Origin of the sequence: Mycoplasma aquilae ATCC BAA-1896 (assembly GCF_048074525.1) — a bacterium.
Lineage (GTDB): Bacteria > Bacillota_I > Bacilli_A > Mycoplasmatales > Metamycoplasmataceae > Mycoplasmopsis > Mycoplasmopsis aquilae.
Genome location: NZ_CP182208.1, coordinates 400,839 through 423,026 on the forward strand (window position 1 = coordinate 400,839; position 22,188 = coordinate 423,026).

At 29.8% G+C, this 22,188-nt stretch carries 25 protein-coding genes; 21 read left to right on the forward strand and 4 right to left on the reverse strand.

What is annotated here, in order from left to right; genetic code table 4:
* Window positions 1-2: 2 nt before the first annotated feature.
* Both metK and ACM0IS_RS01770 read left to right on the forward strand, forming a co-directional pair.
* The gene (metK, locus tag ACM0IS_RS01765; protein ID WP_416756586.1) at window positions 3-1,139 is read left to right on the forward strand and encodes a methionine adenosyltransferase; all 1,137 of its coding nucleotides are present in this window, start codon (window positions 3-5) and stop codon (window positions 1,137-1,139) included.
* Window positions 1,139-1,582: an NUDIX domain-containing protein gene (locus ACM0IS_RS01770; protein ID WP_416756588.1), complete on the forward strand. Its 444-nt coding sequence runs from the start codon at window positions 1,139-1,141 to the stop codon at window positions 1,580-1,582. Before metK ends, ACM0IS_RS01770 begins: the two co-directional genes overlap by 1 nt.
* Before the next feature lie 70 nt (window positions 1,583-1,652).
* Here ACM0IS_RS01770 and ACM0IS_RS01775 read toward each other — a convergent pair whose 3' ends face one another.
* Entirely contained in the window at window positions 1,653-2,156 is a 504-nt protein-coding gene (locus tag ACM0IS_RS01775) for a hypothetical protein (RefSeq protein ID WP_416756590.1), read from the reverse strand.
* Window positions 2,143-2,442, reverse strand: coding sequence for a hypothetical protein (locus ACM0IS_RS01780; RefSeq protein WP_416756592.1), 300 nt, complete (start codon window positions 2,440-2,442; stop codon window positions 2,143-2,145). Before ACM0IS_RS01780 ends, ACM0IS_RS01775 begins: the two co-directional genes overlap by 14 nt.
* A 391-nt stretch (window positions 2,443-2,833) precedes the next feature.
* On the opposite strand from ACM0IS_RS01780, the gene ACM0IS_RS01785 reads away from it, so the two are divergent.
* Genes ACM0IS_RS01785 through ACM0IS_RS01815 form a run of 7 tightly spaced genes read left to right on the forward strand, consistent with a single transcriptional unit; the run spans window position 2,834 to window position 7,615 of the window.
* On the forward strand, window positions 2,834-3,085 hold the full coding sequence (locus ACM0IS_RS01785) for a hypothetical protein (RefSeq protein WP_416756593.1): 252 nt from the start codon (window positions 2,834-2,836) through the stop codon (window positions 3,083-3,085).
* Entirely contained in the window at window positions 3,085-3,726 is a 642-nt protein-coding gene (locus ACM0IS_RS01790) for a diadenylate cyclase (RefSeq protein ID WP_416756595.1), read from the forward strand. Before ACM0IS_RS01785 ends, ACM0IS_RS01790 begins: the two co-directional genes overlap by 1 nt.
* Window positions 3,726-5,198 (forward strand): magnesium transporter, encoded by a 1,473-nt coding sequence (gene mgtE / locus ACM0IS_RS01795; protein ID WP_416756597.1) that lies wholly within the window; start codon window positions 3,726-3,728, stop codon window positions 5,196-5,198. The genes ACM0IS_RS01790 and mgtE overlap by 1 nt, the downstream gene beginning before the upstream one ends.
* A gap of 9 nt (window positions 5,199-5,207) precedes the next feature.
* Entirely contained in the window at window positions 5,208-5,531 is a 324-nt protein-coding gene (locus tag ACM0IS_RS01800) for a hypothetical protein (RefSeq protein ID WP_416756598.1), read from the forward strand.
* Between the two features lie 12 nt (window positions 5,532-5,543).
* On the forward strand, window positions 5,544-6,125 hold the full coding sequence (locus ACM0IS_RS01805) for an MHJ_0274 family protein (RefSeq protein WP_416756600.1): 582 nt from the start codon (window positions 5,544-5,546) through the stop codon (window positions 6,123-6,125).
* On the forward strand, window positions 6,109-6,771 hold the full coding sequence (pgsA, locus tag ACM0IS_RS01810) for a CDP-diacylglycerol--glycerol-3-phosphate 3-phosphatidyltransferase (protein WP_416756650.1): 663 nt from the start codon (window positions 6,109-6,111) through the stop codon (window positions 6,769-6,771). Before ACM0IS_RS01805 ends, pgsA begins: the two co-directional genes overlap by 17 nt.
* A gap of 25 nt (window positions 6,772-6,796) precedes the next feature.
* Window positions 6,797-7,615 carry a hypothetical protein gene (locus ACM0IS_RS01815; RefSeq protein ID WP_416756601.1) on the forward strand — a complete coding sequence of 273 codons (819 nt, stop codon included), beginning with the start codon at window positions 6,797-6,799 and terminating at the stop codon, window positions 7,613-7,615.
* Here ACM0IS_RS01815 and ACM0IS_RS01820 read toward each other — a convergent pair.
* Together ACM0IS_RS01820 and ACM0IS_RS01825 are read right to left on the reverse strand one after the other, a co-directional pair.
* The gene (locus tag ACM0IS_RS01820; RefSeq protein ID WP_416756602.1) at window positions 7,612-7,890 is read right to left on the reverse strand and encodes a hypothetical protein; all 279 of its coding nucleotides are present in this window, start codon (window positions 7,888-7,890) and stop codon (window positions 7,612-7,614) included. The genes ACM0IS_RS01815 and ACM0IS_RS01820 overlap by 4 nt on opposite strands.
* On the reverse strand, window positions 7,890-8,744 hold the full coding sequence (locus ACM0IS_RS01825) for a DegV family protein (protein WP_416756604.1): 855 nt from the start codon (window positions 8,742-8,744) through the stop codon (window positions 7,890-7,892). The genes ACM0IS_RS01820 and ACM0IS_RS01825 overlap by 1 nt, the downstream gene beginning before the upstream one ends.
* Before the next feature lie 216 nt (window positions 8,745-8,960).
* Between ACM0IS_RS01825 and ACM0IS_RS01830 the strand changes: the two genes are divergently transcribed.
* The 12 genes from ACM0IS_RS01830 (at window position 8,961) to ACM0IS_RS01885 (ending at window position 22,051) form a co-directional block, all read left to right on the forward strand.
* Window positions 8,961-10,205, forward strand: a complete 1,245-nt coding sequence (locus ACM0IS_RS01830; RefSeq protein ID WP_416756605.1) for a restriction endonuclease subunit S — start codon at window positions 8,961-8,963, stop codon at window positions 10,203-10,205.
* 244 nt (window positions 10,206-10,449) lie between these two features.
* Entirely contained in the window at window positions 10,450-12,225 is a 1,776-nt protein-coding gene (locus ACM0IS_RS01835; protein ID WP_416756606.1) for a hypothetical protein, read from the forward strand.
* Between the two features lie 139 nt (window positions 12,226-12,364).
* The gene (rbfA, locus tag ACM0IS_RS01840) at window positions 12,365-12,703 is read left to right on the forward strand and encodes a 30S ribosome-binding factor RbfA (RefSeq protein WP_416756607.1); all 339 of its coding nucleotides are present in this window, start codon (window positions 12,365-12,367) and stop codon (window positions 12,701-12,703) included.
* A gap of 29 nt (window positions 12,704-12,732) precedes the next feature.
* Complete coding sequence (locus tag ACM0IS_RS01845) at window positions 12,733-14,046, forward strand: lipoprotein 17-related variable surface protein (protein WP_416756608.1); 1,314 nt, start codon at window positions 12,733-12,735, stop codon at window positions 14,044-14,046.
* A 187-nt stretch (window positions 14,047-14,233) separates the two neighbouring features.
* Entirely contained in the window at window positions 14,234-17,197 is a 2,964-nt protein-coding gene (locus ACM0IS_RS01850; protein ID WP_416756609.1) for a hypothetical protein, read from the forward strand.
* 193 nt (window positions 17,198-17,390) lie between these two features.
* Entirely contained in the window at window positions 17,391-17,798 is a 408-nt protein-coding gene (gene rpsF / locus ACM0IS_RS01855; RefSeq protein WP_416756610.1) for a 30S ribosomal protein S6, read from the forward strand.
* Between the two features lie 23 nt (window positions 17,799-17,821).
* Window positions 17,822-18,385 carry a single-stranded DNA-binding protein gene (locus ACM0IS_RS01860; protein WP_416756611.1) on the forward strand — a complete coding sequence of 188 codons (564 nt, stop codon included), beginning with the start codon at window positions 17,822-17,824 and terminating at the stop codon, window positions 18,383-18,385.
* A gap of 14 nt (window positions 18,386-18,399) precedes the next feature.
* Entirely contained in the window at window positions 18,400-18,663 is a 264-nt protein-coding gene (rpsR, locus tag ACM0IS_RS01865) for a 30S ribosomal protein S18 (RefSeq protein ID WP_416742023.1), read from the forward strand.
* A gap of 139 nt (window positions 18,664-18,802) precedes the next feature.
* The gene (locus ACM0IS_RS01870; protein WP_416756612.1) at window positions 18,803-20,068 is read left to right on the forward strand and encodes an IS256 family transposase; all 1,266 of its coding nucleotides are present in this window, start codon (window positions 18,803-18,805) and stop codon (window positions 20,066-20,068) included.
* Window positions 20,069-20,406: 338 nt separating this feature from the next.
* Window positions 20,407-20,913, forward strand: a complete 507-nt coding sequence (locus tag ACM0IS_RS01875) for a hypothetical protein (RefSeq protein WP_416756262.1) — start codon at window positions 20,407-20,409, stop codon at window positions 20,911-20,913.
* A 20-nt stretch (window positions 20,914-20,933) separates the two neighbouring features.
* Entirely contained in the window at window positions 20,934-21,263 is a 330-nt protein-coding gene (locus tag ACM0IS_RS01880) for a transposase (protein ID WP_416756476.1), read from the forward strand.
* Window positions 21,264-21,679: 416 nt separating this feature from the next.
* A complete protein-coding gene (locus ACM0IS_RS01885) occupies window positions 21,680-22,051 on the forward strand; it encodes a transposase (RefSeq protein WP_416756265.1) in 372 nt (123 codons plus the stop codon).
* Window positions 22,052-22,188 lie beyond the last annotated feature (137 nt).

Genomic DNA, 22,188 nt, shown 5'->3' on the forward strand with positions numbered 1-22,188 from the left:
ATATGAGAAAATTATTTAGTAGTGAATCAGTTGGTAGAGGACACCCAGATAAGGTTTGTGATCAATTATCAGACGCAATCTTAGATGCTTATTTATCTCTAGATCCAGATTCAAAAGTAGCAGTAGAATGCATGGCTTCAGGTCACAATATCTTTATTGCTGGAGAAGTTAAATCAAATGCTGATGTTGATGTAATTGAAATTGCTAAAAACATTCTAAAACAATTAGGCTACTATACAAATGAAACTAGCTTTATTACTGATATTAAACGCCAAAGCGAAGATATTGCTATGGGGGTTGAATTGGGCGATGAAATTGGCGCTGGTGACCAAGGAATTATGTTTGGATATGCTACAGATGAAACACCTGAATATATGCCACTTGGTATTACATTAGCCCACGCTTTAGTTCGTAGAGCTGAAAAACTTAGAACTAGCCTAGAATTCAAGAATGCTAAAGCAGACATGAAATCTCAAGTTACATTAGACTACACTGATCCAAATCATGTTTTTGTAGATACTGTATTAATGAGTATTCAACATGCCAAAAACTATGATGAAGCTGAATTTAAGTCATACATTAAGAATCATATTATTCTTCCTGTAATGGAACAATATAATTTAGCAGCACCAAAAAATATTTTAATTAATCCAACAGGTAACTTCGTAATTGGAGGACCAATCGGAGATACTGGATTAACTGGAAGAAAAATCATAGTTGATACATATGGTGGAGCTGCACGTCATGGAGGTGGAGCTTTTAGTGGAAAAGATTCAACCAAAGTAGATCGTTCAGCAGCATATGCAGCTAGATGGATTGCTAAAAACATTGTAGCAGCTGGACTAGCTAAAAGAGCTGAAATTCAAATCGCTTACGCAATCGGAGTTGCTAAACCTGTTTCAATTATGCTTGATACTTTTGGAACAAATACAGTGCCAGAAGACGCAATTGAACAAGCTGTAAGTGAAATATTCAACCTTACACCAAAAGGAATAATTGATGCTTTAGGTTTAAGAAAACCAATTTTCCTTCAAACATCATATTTTGGACACTTTGGAAGAAGTGATCTAAACCTTCCTTGAGAACAATTAAATAAAGTTGAAGAATTACAAAAGAAAGTGAAAGAGTTAAATAAATAATGCTAGAAAAATCCTGTGGGGCCATAATTTTTAGAAAATTTCGTTTTAGAACTAAAGTACTTTTAGTTAAACAATTAAATAATATTTGAGTGTTTCCTAAAGGACACATTGAAGGTGATGAAACTCCAGTAGAAACTGCACACCGTGAAGTAATGGAAGAAACAACTATTAAAAATTTCCAAATTATTTCAGATGTGTTTTACATCGATAATTATGTAGTGAGTGAAACCGGAAATGACAAAGAAGTAACATATTTTTTAGCCTATACACAAGATGTGGAAGCCCCTCATCATGTTAAAGGCGAATCAAAAAGAGCGAAATATTTTTCAATTAAAAAGGCCTATAAAAAAATAAATAATGAAGCACCAAAGCAATTTTTACTTGATGCTTATGATAAATACTTATCTTTAAACATTTCAAAACCAAAAAGAATTAAGAAATAATGCAGCCAGTAACTGCATTTTTATTTGCTTTACAATGTGCAACTTAATGCCAATATTAATAATGAGCCATTTAGATCTCTACATCTTTGGCAATATAAAGATTTTTTTCTAGTATTTGACTTTCTAAGTCTTCAATAGTAGGCTTATTAGTTTTATATTGCTTTCTAAGATTCTTCAGAATTTTCATACCTTTGCGCTTCAAGCCTAGTCTGACAATATATTTTGTTCCAAATAGTTCATATCATTTAAGTGAATTTAAATAGTATGCAATAAATTCGGGATATCTAGATAATGAATTACTGATTTGATTTCCATATCTAAACATAAAAGCTAAATGAATTATGTTGATAACAAGTGAAATAGCTACTACAGTATAGATGATTCTAGATTCATTAGGCACTTCTCAAAAGCTTATATTTTGAATGACACAAGCATTTATGGTTAGGATAATTCACCAAATAACAAATGCTATTCAAAGAACACTTAAGGCAATTAATGCTAATAAATATGGCATATATATTCTTTTAAATCTCTTAATTTTAAAAACGATATCTTGATAACTAGTAAGGGTCATACATTTCTCCTAAAATTGGATTATATATTCAGGCAGAACCATTATTATCTTGAAGTTCTTCAGGACTTTTTCAACCTTCTAGAACTCCAATATAATCCGTATTGTTTTTAATACAAGTCTCTAAGAATTTAAAGTACCCATCAATCTTTTTTGTGCTAATATTACTAAATTTCAACATTTCCTGAGTATTTCTCAAGAAATCATATAATTCTTCTAAAGCTTCATTTTGTGCTTTTAATTGTTCAACTATTTTTGAATCATTATTTAGTATTTTTTTAAATTGCATAATATCAATATCATGGAAGTCTCTATTTAATTTATTTTGTAAATATAATGCATAACTCCCGTGTATAATGGTATTTTTTGATAGCTTCAATTTCTTATGTATTTCTCTCACAATATAATTATATTCTTATATATTAGGCGATGAGCCAATATCTAAAAACTAAACCAATTTTCCACAAATTTACATTGAGCACTATAAGATAGTATTAAAAAAACAATAATATGAAAAAAATACTCTAAAAGTTGCTATTGAAAATTGCGCTTATTACTCTTGCAAATGGTGAATTTATGTAAATAGGTCGAAATTCTTGAGGAAATAAACTTTTTATTTAAATGTTTTTATTTTTAATAAAAAAATTTAAAATTTAAATAAACAAAGAAGGAGGCGTTTTATGGACACAGAAAAGACAACAAATGAAACCAAAAAAACAAAATATATTGATTTAGTTGAATTCCGTAAACAAGAAATTCAACACGCCATTCTTTCCGCTCAAAAAGAAAATGAAAAGGAAGAATATAAGACATCTCAAAAGGCGTTGCCTTGATATAAGCGAGATTTATTTCTTAATCTTCTAGGTGCAGCAGTTGCACTGAGTGTAATGATACTTATTATCTTAATTGCTTATTTAGTTAAGGGATTATAATGATTAAATATTTTGCTGAAGCTGTAAGTAAAAATGAAATTACAGTTTCAAGCCAATCAATTACTGCTTTAATTGTAATTGCTTCAATCGTTTTAGTTGTAGCATTTATCATTTTAGGTCTTTACTTATGGCCACACATTTATAGCTTTGTGGCTTCAAAGATTAAAAAGACTAAATATGAAAAATTAGGTAAAAGCAGTCAAATTCGTTTAATCAACCAATTAAGAGAAAGTGTCGAATATTTTTCAAAGAACAAAATAGGTGCATTAATCACTATTGAAAATAATGACAATATTGATAACTTAAGAACTGATGGTGTTGTGCTTAACTCAAACATTTCAAGTTCTTTACTAATCGCGATCTTTAATAAAACTAGTCCACTTCATGATGGCGCAGTAGTTATTAGAGATAACAAAATTTATTACGCAGCTACTTTTTACAAGATCACACGTAAAAGTGTAGACTCAAAATATGGCTCACGCCATAGAGCAGCAATGGGAATTTCAGAACAATGTGATGCTACTACAGTCGTGGTATCAGAAGAAGATGGAAGTATTAAAATCCTTAAAGGAAGTATAATACAACCAGTTAAACTCGAACAATTCCAAGAACAATTAATTAAGTACTTGAAAGAACAATAATGGAATTTACTCCTGAAGTAAAAGAATCTTTAATTAACAACTTAGTTGAATTAATTAAAGAAAAGAAAATTATTGCAGTTCGCGAATTGTGTGAAGAATACCCATATGCAGATTTTGCTGAAGCAGTTGAAAGCTTAACTGCTGAAGAACAACTATATGTTTTAAGAGTCTTAAAAACAGCAGAAGCAGCTGAAGTATTTTCTTATTTAGAAGATACTACTAAAGTTAACCTTGCTAAATCCTTTACTGAAGATTGAGGGATGAAAATTCTTCAAGATCTAGAAAGTGATGAGTTGGTTGATGTTTTAGAAGACTTACCAGTTAACTTTACTAAAAAAATATTAGCTCAAACTCCTGATGAAAAAAGAGCTAAATTAAATAACTTGCTTTCATATGATGATGAACACGTTGGAAGCATTATGTCAGTGGACCTTTCAGTTTTAAAAGACACCTGAAGTGCTAAAAAAGCAATTAGAAAGATTAAAAAGGACTATAAGAGCAATATTGAACTTAGCCACAACTTTTACATTACAGATGAAGATGGCTTTTTAATCGGTGATATTACTTTAGAAGAACTAGTTTTCGCTGACGATGAAAATGAAACACTAGATAATTTATATAACGCAGTTGCTACAGTGCACCCTTATGACAACAAAGAAGATGCAGCTAACATCTTTGCTGATCACGATAGATCAACTCTTCCAGTTGTTTCAGCAGATAATCGTCTAATTGGGATGATTTCTTCTGATGCAGTTATTGATGTTATTCAAGAACAAGCAACTGAAGATATGTATAAGCTTGCTGGTATTAACCCTGAAGCTGCCGAAGAAAGTTATCTAAAAACCAAACTATTACAAATAGTTAAATCGCGGGTAGTTTGACTAATTATTCTAATGATTTCAGCCACCTTTTCTCAATACATCATTCAACAATTTTCAAATATCTCAGAAAACTTTATTAAAGGATTAGGTGTAGCAGTATCAACCGGGATTATAGTTGGACTAATTCCGATTATTTCTGGGTCAGCTGGTAATGCTGGTTCACAATCATCAACCACTATTACTCGGGCTAGTGCCTTAGGCGAAATTGAACATAAAGATATTTGAAAAGTTATCCGTAAGGAAATTTCTGTTGGTTCTGTAATTGGTTCAATTTTATTTTTAGTGAATGTAGCTAGACTTTATATTTATTTCGCAATCCCAAGTTTTAGAGATAATGGTGATGGAACAGAAGCGAGTTGAGGGCCAATTTCCTTCATTATTCTAGCTAGTTCAATTTCACTTTTTGTGGTAGTTATTTTTGCTAAATTCTTAGGAACAGTAATTCCACTTGTAGCAATTAAACATAAAAAAGACCCAGCTGTTATGTCAGCACCAATTTTAGCTACATTAAGTGATGCTATTTCTACTTTAATCTTCTTTGGATTAAATATTGGGGTATTAGCATTTGCACATGCTATGAGTTGAATTTAAGGAGAACTAATGAAAGTAGCAGACATCGAAAAAGTAAAGTTATTAGCTGAAAATTACTTAAGAGCTAAGGCTGATATGAAAGAATATCTAAATCAAATTAAACAAGAAGTTGCTGATACTGAAGTTGCTATTTCCGAATCTTTATCAGAAGGTGGAAAAATTTTATATACTGAGGTAACACCAAAAGCAACTTTTGATTTCAAGGGATATTCAAATTATTTATATACAGCAATGATACAAGGAATAACATATACCGAAGAACAACTTGACGAAATCATGAAGCAATTCGTGGTTAAAAAAGACTCAAAATGAGTATTGAAAATAACAAAATAAAGGAGAAAAAATATGCAACAAATGAATGCCACAGTAGCCATTTGGATACTATTTGCTGTCGTAATGGTGTTATTTATTGGTTGAATTTTATACCAATACATTAAAGACAAACGTTTAAAAAAGAAAGCAGCAGCTCAAATGGTTGAAATTAGCAAAAATGCTGCTGTTTATGCTTATGAATTATCTATCATGATCAACGAATTAGTTGTTCTTAACCGCACAACACTTGAAGAATTTGTTCCAAGTATTGGAAAATATTCAATGGGTGAAATTAATAAAAATACCCGTAATGTTGTACTTTCTTTATATAAATCACCTGAATTCCGTGATTATATAAAAGAAATTCCATCAGCCGAATATCATGAACTCGAACATAATTTAGTAGCATTAAGAGATTTAAATGCTAATTTATGAGATAAAAAAGGTGCTAAATATCTTGAATATTTTGCTACAGCACCAGATAAATTTGCAAAAAAAGTTGAAGAATTCAACAAAACTGAAATTGAATCCTTATTTAAGGATGAAAACGAAATTAAAGATAAGATAAGAGGAGTGTACAAAAATGAGTTTGAAAACAATGAACAAGCCAAATAAATTAACTTTACTTCGTTTAATACTAGTGATTCCAGCCTTCTTATTAATGATTGCTGGCTACTACACTTTATCTAAGGGATCTGAATTTAATGGAAATTTAGCAAATTTAACCCAAACAGGGTATAAAATTGCATTTTCAATAATTACAGCATTTATTTTAGTAATTTTTGGTGCAGCAATGATAACTGACTTCTTTGATGGAAAAATTGCTCGTAAACAAAACTTAGTCACTGATTTTGGAATTGTATGAGATCCAATTGCAGATAAGGTGATGACTAATTTAGTGCTAATTTATTTTGGAGTAATTAATGTGCTTCCATTTTGAGCAGTAGCCATCTTTATCTTACGTGATATTATTGTTGATGGTGTTAGAATGTTTCTAGCAAAAATTGGAGTTTCAGTTGCTGCTGGAAAATTAGGTAAAATTAAAACATTAATTTTATCAATTGGAATTTGTGTTACATTATTAATGCTAATTTGATTACCATACACCGACACCGGATTTGTTACACAATATCGCTTTATGTATGTGTTAAACATACCAATTTATATCGCATTAGTTTTAAGTGTTATTTCAGGAATCATTTATGTAATTAAAGGTTCAAAATACATGAAACAAAATTCAAAAACTCAAGCTAAAAAATAACTCACTATCATTTTAGGAGACATAAGTGCAATATTTATTAACCAATAACTTTATTTGAGAATTCTTTATAGCAGAACTCTTTAGTGTTGCGTTTTTAACACTTATGTCTTTTTTATGTACCCATTTTGCTAAAAAATACAAGTATCGTAATTTTACATATCCGTTCTTTTATGCATTAGCAACATTAACATCAGCTTTTATTTCATTTGCTGTCTTAAGAATACTGGCTCAAATTTTCGAACCTAAGAGCATGTATGAAAAAATTAATAACAGTATTCCGCCAATTGTTAACCCTATGGTTACACTCTTTTATGTTTTTACATATGTATTTAATCCAGTCAAAACTCAAATTCATGTAGCCAATATCTGACTAATTATCCTAGGGCATTTTATTGGAGGAATCATTGGCGGATTAATATGAGCACTAATTAAAAAGAAAAGACCTGGATTAAATAATTCATATAAAAATGTTGCTTTAATACAAAGCAAGGAATTAAGTTGAGACAGTGGCTTTATTCTTGTCTTTACTTTATTAACATTCATTATTCAATATGTAATTAATAAAAAAAGTAATAATTATATTTTATCTTCTACATACACGGGATTGCTAACTTATATTATTTTACTTGTAGCTTCATGAATGCTACGTTTATCATTCCCAACTAATATTTATGTTTCTACAGGTTCTTATGTTGTTTCTCTCATCTATGATCGAGATAAAATAAAAGCTAACACAACATATATCATATTTGTTGCATTAGCTTATATAATTTCAACAGCACTAGTTTCGCTAGTCTATGTAGAACTTCCAATTAATCATAATTCAGCTTTATTCATTCATTAGCCAGCTCATTTATAAATGATGGCAAGTATAATAATAACTACTAAAGCAATTATTACAATAATTGAACCTATCGCAAGTATGTAAGCTCACTTATTCTTGCGATATTTTTTTATTTCAAACTCATCTTGCTGATTTTCAATAATGATACTATCAACTAATTTAGTAAAACGTTTATCATTTAATGAAGTTGTACTATTGCATTTCATTTCAGCCTTTAAGGCTTCATGCTTTGATTTTTTTACTTTTTTTGTTTTATTCTTATTGTTTGTAGGCATTAGTTTTCTAATTTAAGTTTAGGCATGACTGTAATAGCAAAAGCTTGTGGGCCAGTATGAATGGCAATAACACTTGAGGTAATTTGTTCATGAGTTAGTTTAATATCTAGTTCCGCACATTGTTTAGCAACTTCGGCGTTTATATTTGAATCAATTCCATGCATTCAGTTAAATTCGTAGTCTGCCAAATTTTCACCTTCATTGTAAAAGTACGCTTTTTCTATCGCTTTAGCAATTGCTCCATTAGCTGTACGTTTTAAAAATACAGGGCTTACTTTTCCATCTGAAGTATATTCTAAAATAGGTATTAAATTGATCTTAGTCATAATGAACTTTTTAACACCATGTAATCTTCCACCTTGAATCATGTATTTCATGTCAAATGGTACTAAAAATGTGGCTGATGAATCATCGATTTTTTGTAATAAATCAAAAATTTCTTTCATTGATAATCCATCACTGTATAGTCTTAAAGCATATTTAGCAGCGTTAACTAATTGAATACCACTTCAATGATTTTCGAACACATAAACATTTTTATAATCATTTGCTACTGTACGAACATGACTTGATGTAGAACTGATACCTGGATTAATTCCAAAATAAATTACGTCATCAAACTCTTCACTAGCCTCTTGTACAATATTGTTGATTATTTCTAATTTAGGACTAGAAGATTTAAAACTAGTAGCTTTAGAAAGCTTTTCTAAAATAACTTCTTTATTTTCTAATCCATCTTGGTATACGATTCCATCAATATCAACTTGTAATGGAATAAATTTAAATCCAGCCTTTTCAGCTTCTTCTTGATATAGACCACAAAATGAGTCTAAAATAATTCCTAATTTTTTCATGTCTTAATTATATAAGAAAAAGCGAAATTTTGTTCCCCTAATTTTTTTAGCTCATTAATCCAAAAGTACTTGCACATAATGATTGTTGTAATTTTTGCTAAATATGAACTTACATTTTTAAATTAATCTAGGTACAAAATTTGTACATTTTAGTAACTTATTATTTAGCTATGATAAAATTAATTTATAACAAGTTAGCTTGAGATGGAGAGATATATGCAAAAAGAAAAATTAGTGCCAGAAATAAGATTTAAAGGGTTTGAGGGAAAGTGGGTAGAATATGAGTTAGGCTCTTTATATTCTTTTTTAAAAGGTTCAAATTTATCGCAGGATTCTTTTTATTATTCAAATGATAAGAAAGCTATTGCATATGGTCACTTGTACACTATCTATGGTCCTGTAATTAATGCAGTACATTTATCATCTAATGAAAAAACTTCATTAATATCAAAAAAGAATGACTTACTTTTCCCGGGGTCAAGTACCGTTCCACTCGGGACTGCCCAAGCAAATGCGATAATGTTAAATGGGGTAAAATTAGGTGGAGATATTATTTGCGCAAGGCCTATTAAAGATAATGTTGATTCACAATTTGTCAGTTATCAAATAAATGCTCAAAAATATAAATTATTTCCAATAATATCAGGCACAACAATATCGCACATGTATGCTTCTGGATTAAAAAATACAAAGTGAAAATTTACAACCTTAAATGAGCAATCAACTATTTCAGACTTCTTTAATAATTTACTTATCCTTATTCAATCTCAAGAATTAAAACTTAAAAAACTCAACGAAGTAAAACAATCGCTATTAAATAAAATGTTTGCTTCAGAAAATCAAAAATCTCCAGAAATAAGATTTAAAGGCTTTGAAGAAGAATGAACTAAAGAGATATTAAAAAAATTAGTAACAACATTTTCCGGGCTTACTAATGTTGCAAAAGAAGATTTTTCTTTTGGTGAAAATTACTATGTAACATATTTAAATGTTTTTTCTAATCCAATGGCAAAGCTGAATGATTTAGAAAAAGTAAATATTCATTCTAAGCAAAATAATTTGATAAAGGGCGATATATTAGTAACTGGCTCATCTGAGACACCGGAGGAAGTTGGAATGACTTCTATTTGAAATTATAATTTTGAAAATGTGTATCTTAATAGTTTTTGTTTTGGACTTAGACCTAAAAATCTTGAAAACATAAACATAGATTTTTCAGCATACCTTTTTAGAAGTCTACTGGTTAGAAAACAAATAATTTTATTAGCTCAAGGGATTTCCAGATTTAATATATCTAAAAATAAATTCCTTGAAGTATCCTTAACTTTCCCAATTTATGCTGAACAACAAAAAATTGGCCAATTCTTTTCAAATCTCGACTCTCTTATTCAATCTCAAGAACTTAAACTTGAAAAGCTTAACAACATCAAGCAAGCTTTATTAGAAAAAATGTTTTGCTAGTGGCTTGATTTTATAGAATAAAATAAAAAATAAAAATTCAGCATTCCACTAACCAAGGATATGGTAAAATATTTTTGCTACATAAGTAGCAAGACAAAACAGAGGATATAAGTCATCTTGGTAACAAGATGACTCTTTTTTCACTTTTTTCCACATTTTGTGGAATTTTCCACAATTCTGACTCTTTTACATAGCCTTTTTGGTAATGTTAATATAATAAAATGTCAGTAATTATGGAGGAAAAATGAAAAAAATTAAATTATTACTTACAACTATTTCGGGAGTTTGTTTAACAACTTTACCATTAGTTGCATCACAATGTCAAAATGAAAAACAAATTAACAAACAGCCTAAAGATCCGAAAGATGGAAAAAGTACACAAAACCCAGCGGATGGAAAAGACTCTCAAGGTTCAACAGATAACAAAAAACCTAAAAATGAAGAAATACCTAATCCAGGATTAGAATTAGATAAAAAACCTAGTGTTAAAATTAATGATGAATTTTTACAGTTGAATAATGATGCCTTAGTGCAAAAGTATATTAAATCCGCTCCTTTATTAAAAGAAGAAGCACACGAAAAGAAAACAGCTTGAGTGGCTGAAGTTCAAGACTTAAATGATATTGAATTAATCCCTACAGAAACTGAAAATGTAACAGTTATTTCGATAACAATGCCAGAAGATGAAGAAAGATATGTTCATCTAGATGACTGACTTAAACAAGGAAAAATAAAGGTTGATTATCGCTTTAAAGTTACATCTAAAGCAGATGCTTCAGTTGCGAAAGAATTCACCACTTCATATGAAATTGGTGGATATATTTCGGAAACAAAAGCTAAAGAAATTTTTGCTGCTGCAATGAATTTATTAGATGACTCTAACTTTGAAATTGATAAGTCAAAACTTTTAATCGATATCGATAGTACTAGAGAAGACTTTAAGGGAACAAATAATTCTTATAAATTCATTTATGGTCCTTATTATCCAAAATCTGTAGAAGCTGCAATTAGCATTAAAACAGCCGGAACTATTGCGAAAGCTTCTTATGAATATAATAAACTGTCAGTAAATCCTGCAAAAAATGAACTTAGAATTGAACCATATTTATACCTAGATGATAAATCACAAAATACCCTATTTGCTTACCGCAATGGAAAACAATATATTGAAGGTGATCAAAACACATCAGTTCTTTTTAAAAACTTACCTTCAAGAGCTTTATCAGCTGTTGCAATTGCAACAAACTACAATTTATATCAAGCTTTTAATTTTGATAAAGGAAAATTAGAAGAAATAGCTGGCAAAAAATTAAATGAAATCAATCCTAGTGAAGTTACAGTAGAGATGTTAAATAAAGCATTAAGTGTAAATCACATAGAAGTTATGTCTAAAACAAATAATCAAATTGATAAGTTTATGGTTTCATCTGATTTTGTCTCAAAATCAAATCTACACATTTCTAGTGTTAAAAGTAATGATAATGAAGGAAGCATTAATGTTGAATTTACATTTAACACAATCCCAAATAATGATCCAAATGGAACAATATATTTAGGTAAAGGTATTGAACAAAGCCAAGATGTAAATCAGTTCAATAATGCTACTTTTGTAGTCAAAAAGGGTGGATTTAAAGCTGCTCCTGCACCTGAAGAAGCTGCATATGAAGAAAAAGAAATTTTTGCACTTCAACCAGATATGAGTTTTGAAAATATTCTTACTTTATGAAATAATAAAAAAGATAAATTTAAATCAAGAGGTGGAGCTATTCAAAAGTATGCTGGTAAAAAAGGCAAAGTCTTTTATGGAATTACTTCAAATGGTCAAGGAAACGACAACAAGGTATTAGTGATAAAAGACAATAGCGAACTTGATGCAGACTCAATTTTAACCACTAATCCTAAAGGAAATGACAAATTCTTAGATGCGATTTTGGATGAAGAAAATAAACAATTAATAGTCAAATTTAAATTAAGCAACCAAGTTGGAAAATTATATAAGCAAACCATTACATTAAATTAAACTAGCAAATTAAAAATAACAATTAGCTTAAAAACAAGTTAATGTTGTTTTTAATTTTTATATTGTTAATTTAGATAATAAGAATATAAAAAACACCATTTTAAAGGCTATTTAGTTAAAAAACATTTATAATTAAAATATGAATGAAATCAATTTAAAACGTAAAGAAGCGAGATTACAACAGTTAATTGCTGATATTGTTGCAAATGATATCACTAATACTAACGTAATTGATCCAGTAGTCATGGATGTATCGCTTTCTAATGACTTATCACATGTAAAAGTTTTTGTTTCATTTTTAAACAATGAGCAAAAAGGGCTTGAAGCATTAAATAATGCCTCAGGATATGTAAGAAAGGTGCTTTCTCAATCACTTGATTGAAGAAAGGTACCAAGTGTACACTTTTACTTAGATGAAGTATCAAAAAATGGCCAAAGAATTGAACAGATACTTGCATCAATCAAAAATGAAAAATAAAACTTATTAAAAGTTGAAAGGACAATTAAATGTCAAAAGTCGGAAAATTTTTATTAGTAGTAGTTGGGGGACTTGGAATTGGTGCTGCAGCCGTTGCAATTCCATCAGTAATTTACAAAAACCAAAGAAATTATCAAGATCAACAAAGTAAATTACAACAAGCTAAAACTAATATTAGAGTATCTTTAGTAGATACAATCAATAAGAGCGAAGTATATGCTTCATCAATTAAAGCATCAGATATTATATTTACAGGATACAATAAATCATTATTTACTGTAGCAATCGACACAGATGATACTCAGGATGCAAAAGCAAAACCAGTTGCTAAACTTGATGCAAATGATACAGAAGGAACATTAACATTTAGCTATACAATTCAATCAAAGAGCTTTAAAGACTTAAAAGTTACTTTAGAAGCTACATTGGATGGATTTAAAATTAAATATATTGCTCCATCAGTATCATCAACAAATGAACAAGATGCTAAAAATGCTGTTAGCGAAAGCATTGCTAGTGCATATAAAGCAATTGTAGATAATAAAGATTACAAATTAAGTGCAGACCAAGTGTCTAAAATTGAAACTTACTCTACAGAAGTTCAAAATGGTTTAGGAACTGAAGTTGTCGCTGTACTTAAAGCAGTGGAAGGAGTATTACCTGAAGCACAATATGAAACTGTAACTACATTATATACACAAGTTGCTTCTAAATTAAATGACGTACTAGTTAACATGCTTAAAAACGCTATTGAAACAAAAGCGAAAACAACTGGTATTGACCAAATTAAAGCATACTTAACACCTACAAAAATGGGTGAAATTAAAAACGATGTTGCTGATGTTTTAAGCACAAATGCTGAAACAATTGCTAATGTTGGAAAATCAATCTTCGAATCATTAAAAATGGAAGAAAGTACAAAAAACATTGCTACATTAGATACATTTGTAACTGAAATGACAGAATTCTTCCAAACACAAGTAGCAGAAATTGCTAAAAAAGTTAAAGACATATCATTTGCAGAAGGAACATCTCAATCAGCTGCTCTAGATCAATTGAAAAGTTTATTACCAGAACTTAAGACAGCTGCAGCCAACAAAGCTCACGCTTTACTAACAAGTGAAAATGAATACATGGCTGTAAGAGCAATTCTTAAATCAAAATATGAAGCATTAGAAGCTTCAGTAAAAAGCAATATAGCATTGTTAATTAAGGAAACTAAGAGTTTAGGAGACTTAATCAACAGCTTAAAATTAGCTGAAGAAGCGTCTCAACCTGAGCCAAAGCTAGGAACAGCTCCTGAAGTAAATCCAACTCCACAACCAGGAAATCCGAGGAAATAACCCGGGATCAGATACTCCTTCAACTGACGAAGCAAAAGCAGCTTTAAAAGCTGAGTTAGATAAAGCTGTATTAGCTTTAGATGAATTTAGTAACAACTATAAAGCACATGCTAACGCTTCAGCTTTTGAAGTTAAACCTCAAATTACAGGTGTTGATACAGATAAATACGATGTAAAAGTAACTAAAATGGAAGCTAATAATGCAGAAGGAAAAATTACTTTTACAGTTGAACTCGCAAATAAAGCGAAACCAGAAGACAAAGTTACAAAAGACATTGTTATTGCTGATTTCGCAAAAGTGGATCAAAGTGCGATTGATCAACTTGAACAAGCTCAACCAAAATTTGTAACAATTACTGACGCAGATAAAATAGATGCATTATTTAAATATTTAGAAAACAACAAAATTATTAAATATTACTTTAAAGGTGGAATTTTAAACTACAAGAGTGGCAAAGGCAAAAATGATTTTGCTGAAATAACATCTAAAACAGATAGAGTCTTTGACGCTGAATCAGGTCTAGGATTATCTGGAGCAGAAGAATTTATTTTCTCAAAAACAATAAATAAAGGTAAAGAAAATGAAAAAGTTTCTGTTCTACCTTCATCAGAAATTAAAGTTGAAGTAGATGCAGCTAACAAGACAATCACCTTACACTTTAGAGTTAACAAGCAAATTACTGCAGGTGTTTTTGCCTTTTCTAAAGTTAAAACAGTACAAATTAAATTTGAAGCTGCTAAGCCAATTCCAGAACCAGTGCCAGAACCTGAACCTACACCAGTAGTGCCAGAACCTGAACCAGTTACTCCAGCTGGAAAAAGTGCAGAAGAAGTAGCTAATACTATCTTGGCACCTGTTTCAGCAAGTTATAGCCAAATTATTAATAGTAAAACAAATGCTTTATCAGAAGAACAAAAACAATTAATAACAAGCTATGCAACTTCAGTAGCTCAAGGTTTAGCAAAAGAAAGTTTAGGTGTACTTAAGGCTGTAGAAGGTGTACTACCAGCAAGTGAAAACGAAATGGTAGCAAGCATCTATAACCAAGTAGCTTTAGTTCTAAATAAAGTATTAGTTGATGCATTACAAAACGCAATAAATCAAAAATCTGAAACCGGGATAAATACAATTAAAGACTTCATTAATGCGGACAAAATGAATGCAATTATTGAAGACATAGCAAATGCGCTTACTGCTAAGGCAGATGACTTTGGTCAAGTGGCTAAAGCAGTATTTGACACATTAAAAACAAATGACAGCACTAAGAATGTAGCTAATTTAGAAGCATTAAGTGCTGAAATGAGTGATTTCTTTAAAAATCAAATCACAGCTATTGCTCAAAAGGCAAAAGCAATGAAAATTAAATCAGGTGAATCTCCAGTAGCAGCACTTGCAACTATTCAAGAATTTTTACCTGAAATGAAAGAAGCAGCAGCTAAAAAAGCACATGACCTTTTACCTGACCAAAAAGATTATGATGCTGTTAAAGCTGCATTAAAAGCTAAATATGAAGCATTAGAAGCTTCAGTGCAATCAAACTTAGAATTATTAGTTAAAGAAACAATGAACCTTGCAACTTTAGTTGATAATTTAAAATTAAAGAAAGATGAAATCAAAAAAGCAGCTGAATTAGACCAAGCTGAAATTGAAGCTCTTATGGGAAAAGCAGTTCCAACTCTAGTGGAAGCTGCAAGCAAGAAAACAGCTTTTAGTGCTACTGAAGCAGACTTTGTTGCACCTAAATTTGCTGAAAATAAAGACTATATTATTGAAGCAATTGATCCAGTATTTTACGCAGATGCTTTAAGCAATAAATCTGCATTAAGTCCAGAAGCAAAAGAAGCTTTAAAGGCTAAAATGCTAAATGGAATTAATGAAATCACATACACCATTAAGGTTACATCTAAAAAAGATGCCAGTGATACTAAGACAATTGAAAAAACCTATGATGTAGCTGGATTTATTTCAAAGGCTAGTGCAGATGCAATTTTCAAAGCATTAGATATTAAACCAGTAGCTAATATAAATAAAGACCAAGTTAAAATTCAACCTGATAACACAAAAGGAATGACGAAGGCTTACAAATTCTTACATGGTACATATGAACAAAACAGTCTAAAGAAATTAGCTCTTGTAGAAGTAACTTCACCAGAAGGAAGTGTTGAAATTAAAGTTGATAACAACATTATTTCAAGCGATCCTAAAACACAAAGCGCTGTTTTAGAACCTGTAATATATTTAGACAGATATTCTAGAGATTACATTTTTGCTTTTAAAGATAAAAGTGATGTTTCATCAGAAACAAGTAAAGTTACTGTCAATGAATTACCAACTCCAGTGCTTTCAGCCAAAGCTATTTCAAACTTCTATGGACGTGGTGCTAATAAACCATATGCTGTAGATGTAGAAAAAACTGTTGCAAAATTAGGAAAAGCATTAGACCAAGTGCTGCCATCTGAAATTAGCCCAGAACAAATTGTATTAGATACAAAAGAAGTTACATTAGTTGGATCAAATGAAGCTGATAAATTTGCTATTACATCAGATATGCTTGCAAAAATGAATGGAAGAGTAACAAACATTGAAGCAGTAGATGCTGAAGGAAAATTATTAGTAACAGTAACATTTGACACAATTACTAAACCAAATGCTCTTTACATGCTAGCTTCTCCAAATACCCAAACAACTGATGAAGAAGCTGCTAAAGCTCAAGTTGGTACATTTGTTATTGTGTTAGAAGGCTTAAAACAAAATGCACCCGAACCTGAACAACCAAAACCAGAAACAGAAGTTGTACAAGGAACAGCGTTTACTTTAAACAAAGTAAGTGGCATATTTGCAAATGTCAGTGAAATTACCAACGCAAAAGCCTCATCAATCAAAAAAGTTGGTAAATTATTCCAACTTTATGGCAAAAATGAAAATGAATATTATTTAGGAATAACATCAGGTGGTCAATTTAAAGATAAAAATAAAATTATTCTATTTGCAGATGGAATTAAAAAAGGTGACATCAAATTTACAGTGAAAAATGGAAAAGAATACTTAGATGGTGAATTTGATGCAGAAAAGAAAACTTTAATCGTTAAATATCAACAAGAAATTAATAAAAAGTTTGTTGATGTTACACAAACATTTACCTTAGAATAACACTTACGAAATATAGCATTTAATCGTGCTATATTTTCTTTATTTTTAAAAATAATTTATAAAATGCCTATAACCTAGTTATTTAAAAAAATAACAGACGCAGTAAAAAAACAATATCTCTTGTATAATATACAAGAGTATATAGCAATACTCCTTGGCTAATATAGCCCAGAAATGACCATAAGGAGAAAAAATGAACAAATACGAAATTATGTCAATCGTAAACCCTAAAGCTGATGTTAAAGTTTTAAACGACTTATTAACAGAAGTTTTTGGGAAAGGTGTTTCTAAAGTTGAAAAACTTGAAAAAAACGAACTTGCTTACGAAATTAACAAATCAAAACACGCTCAATACGTTTTAGCTTTAGTTGAAGCTGAAGGAAATGCAATTGCTGAATTTACACGTCGTTCAAATATCGTTAAAGATATCTGAAGAGTACTAGTTATTAACCTTGATACAGAAAAAGGATATAACAAAAAAGCTGATGATAAAGCAAAAGCACGTGGAAGAAAAAGAGTTACAAAAGACGCAAACAACGCTCAAGAAAGAGTTGCAAAACCACGTCAACCTAGAGTTCGTAAAGAAAACTCAGAAAAATAGTTTTACATTTTTAAAGGAGTAGCATGTATAACAAAATTACACTTGTTGGTCGTATAACCAGTACACCTGAGTTATCACATACCTCAAATAATATTGCATATGTTAGATTAACACTTGCAGTAAATAGACCAAGTTTTGGAAATAACAATGATATCACTGATTTTATTCCGCTAGTAGCGTGAAGACAATCGGCTGAATTTATTGCCAACAACTTACCTAAAGGTGCCTTAATTTTAGTTGAAGGTTCATTACATTCATCAACATACAATAGCAATCAAACTAACCAATTAGTTAGATCGCTAGATGTTACTGTAGATCGTGTAGTGCCACTTGAATCTAAAGCTGTACGCGATATGAGAAATAACGCTGTATCAGTGGCAAATAATAGCTTTACACCAACATTTAACAATGCACCAGCAAATAATAATCAACGTACATACACCAGAAATGAAAACATTGATTATTCATCTGTTGAAAAGAAACAAACTCCAAATGTAACTACTGAAATTAATAATAACGAAGCTAAATCAAACGAAGTTGAACAAGACATTTCTGCCTTATTTGACTTTGGAAATGATTTAGATTAATAAAGGAGACAATTATGGCTTTCATTAAACGTAACAAAAAAGCTTTCGGAAGAAGAAAATCATGCGAATTTTGTGATAACCACATGGAATATGTAGACTACAAAAATGTTGAATTATTAAACAAATTTGTAACAGCTACAGGACAAATCAAAGCTAAATCATCAACAGGTACATGTGCAAAACACCAAAGAAAAGTAGCAAACGCAGTTAAAAGAGCAAGATTTATTGCTTTAATGCCTTACCACGTAGTTCGTCCACGTGTAGCAAAAAGCAACTAATATATATACTTAAAGTATGACACTACCCACAACTATTTATTTTAGTTGTGGTTTTTTATATTATTTTTGCAGATAAAAAATGTTTATTCTTATGGTGTAGGGCTTTAGGTCCTTTGTTTTTTTGATACTATCCAAAATCTTGTGTAAATTTAAAATTACCCAAAAAAGGGTAAAAAGAAAAGATAAGTTACCTTATAATTTTTTTGAACAAGAAAGGAACTTATCTATGAATAATTTTAAACTATTAAACCAAGATTTTATTAAAAACTTTTCTAAAAGTATAAATAGTATTGATGACTTTATGAAACTAATGCTTGAACAATACAAAAACGATATTCAACATATATTAAACGAACTATTAAAAGATGGATTAACTGAATTTCTTAAATACGAGAAATACAAAAGAGCAGATACTGATAATTATAGAAATGGGTACTACACAAGAAAATTATTATTAGAAATCGGAGAAATTGAACTAAATATTCCTAGAGATAGAAATGGGGATTTCAATAATAAACTAATTAAAAAATATCAAAGAACACAAGAAGAAGTGACAAAATTAGTCAAAATTTTATTTAAAAAGGGAATGGATTATTCAGATATTATCGATGTCACGACTGATTTATTTGGAAAGCAGTTATCTAAACAATCTATAACAAATATAACTGATAAATTTTTGGTAAATGTTGAAGAATTTAAGAAAAGACAACTTAAAAAAGAATATAAAGTTGTCTACTTGGATGCAACATTTTTGAGCATTAAACGTGGTACATATAGCAAAGAAGCTGTTTATATAGCACTCGGTATAAGCCTTGAAGGAAATAAAGAGGTACTAGCTTTTGATATTAATCCTAATGAAAGCGCAAACAACTGAGATGAAATACTTCAAGATATAAAGAATCGTGGTGTTGAGAACGTCGAACTTTTTGTTACTGATGGATTAGCCGGAATTAAAGATGTAATCTTCAAAAACTTTCCATCTACTAAATTTCAAAGATGTTGAACGCATATATCTCGTAATATATCTACAAAAGTGAAACCATCAGATAATTTTGAAATTATCCAAGACTTAAAATTAATTTACAATCAAACCGATGAAGAACAAGCTATTCAAAAATTCAATTCATTTTTAAATAAGTGAAACAAGAAATACCCAAACATTACAAGAGGACTCCTTAAAATTGCGGATGATTTATTTGCGTTCTATTCTTTTCCTTATGCAATACGAAAATCAATATATACGACTAACTTAATAGAAGCATTAAATTCACAAATAAAAAGACAATTAAAGGGTAAAAAACAATTCTCCACAGTAGAAGCTGCGGAGAAAATACTTGTTGCAATGTTTGAAGAGTACAATTTTAAGAATTCTCAATACAAACATTGTGGGTTTAAAAACATTTAATAAATTATGTATAATTTGTATACCATAAGAATTATAAAACTTATCTTTACAAATTTACACAAAATTATTTATAGTATCGTTTTTTTTTTTTTTGAAATAATTTTAAATGGATAAAAAATGAATAAAAACTAATTTTTAAAGGAGCATATTAACATGCAAAAGAAAGTTAAAACAAAACTGATTAGTGCAACTCCTGAGTTTCGGAGTTTGAGCCTGAAAAACAACAATTATTTTAAAAGTTTTACGTTCATATATCAAAGATATATGGACTTTTTAATTCTTCTAAATTTTATTATTTTTCTACTTGTATTACTTGTATAAAGTGCTATAATATGAATATGTCAGATAAGTTCATACTAATAAAACACAAAAGAAAAGATCACACATATATTTCAGTTGCCACATCAAATGGATATGGGAAAGGATATAGTAACCAAGTTGGAATTGGAAGATTAGAAAAACTCGAAACATTATGTTCGGACCCGATAAATGTAATTAAAAATGTATGTGAGACTTTAAATATTGATGATTCAAAAGAAAAAATTAAGCAAAGCATAATGTTTGCATTAAATTCTTCTCAAACCGAGGTATACAATGTGAATTATGGTATTAATACACTTTACAGTGTAATTGATAAATTTGAGATTTTTAATGCCCTGCCAAAAACAAGACATAAAGACCTTGAAAAACTTTTAAAATACACAATTGCTAGCAGAATCATTGATGCGAAAAGTTACATATTAATGCATAAAGATAAGTATAAATATGAAGGTGCTCCAGAAACAAGTAAAGATGGATACTATACACTACTAGATCTGGTTAATCAAAATAAAAAGCAATTCTAAATAAAGTTAATGAAAAAATAATGAAAAACACAACAAGAAAAGTTGAATTAGTTTTCTATGACTCAACAACAATGTATTTTGAAAGTTTTTCCCGTTCAGGATTAAGACACAGTGGATATTCAAAAGATGGAAAATTCAAAGAAGACCAAGTGGTGGTTGGAATGGCAACAGATGGAAATGGAATTCCAATTCATTTTAAAACCTTTAAAGGAAATACAGCAGACGCAAACACATTTATCCCATTTATTTTAGAAATGCTTAAAACATACGAAATTAAAAATGTAACCATTATTGCTGATAAAGGAATGTCAACTTCTAAAACACTTAGATTTCTAGAGCAAAAGGAATAGATTATGTAATTTCTTATAGATTAAAAACAGGAACTAAAGCTTTTAAAGAATACGTGCTCGATGAAAGTAATTATCAAGGAAATGAAGAATTCAAATTTAAAGAGCAAGAAGTTGTTTCACTCTTTAATAAAAAAGACCTAATGGTATAGTTAGAAGAAGAATTGTTACATTTAGTAAAAAAGAGCAGCAAAAGATAAAGCAGACAGACAAATATTAATTGATAACTTTAACAAGTTAAAAAACAAAAATGGATTAGTTGAAGCAAGCAAGCTAACCAGTGGTAAAAATATAGATTCTTTAAGAAAATTGGAAGTTCATTTTATGAATTAGATAGCCAAAAATTAAGTCAAGACAGTCAATTAGATGGATTTTATATTTATGAAACTTCAAGACATGACTTATCACCAGAAGAAGTGGTGAATATTTATGCAAAACAATGACAAATAGAAGAAAACTTTAGAACAATGAAGTCATCACTTCAAGTTAGACCTATGTATGTATGAACTGATGATCACATTAATGCGCATTTAATTTTGTGCTTCATATCTCTTGTTATTATAAAATTTCTACTTCACAAGATCAATACAGTTCTTGCAAGCACAGGAGTTATTGATAAATTTTCTAATGATAGACTTATCACAGCGATAAAATCAGCTGAAAAGGTAGTGAAAGTTGTAAATGGTGAAGTTAAAGAAGAAATTTATATTAAAAACACTCAAAACTCAGACCATATTTCAGATTATGAAACAATCGAAACGATATTTAAAAAATTTGTACAAGTAATTTAATGTATGAAAAAACGAATAGCCCCATAATATAGGACTATTCGTTTTTTTGACCCTTAAAACTCCGAAACTCAGGAAAAAATGTTTATTCTTATGGTGTAGGGCTTTAGGTCCTTTGTTTTTTTTTTTTTTTTTTTTTG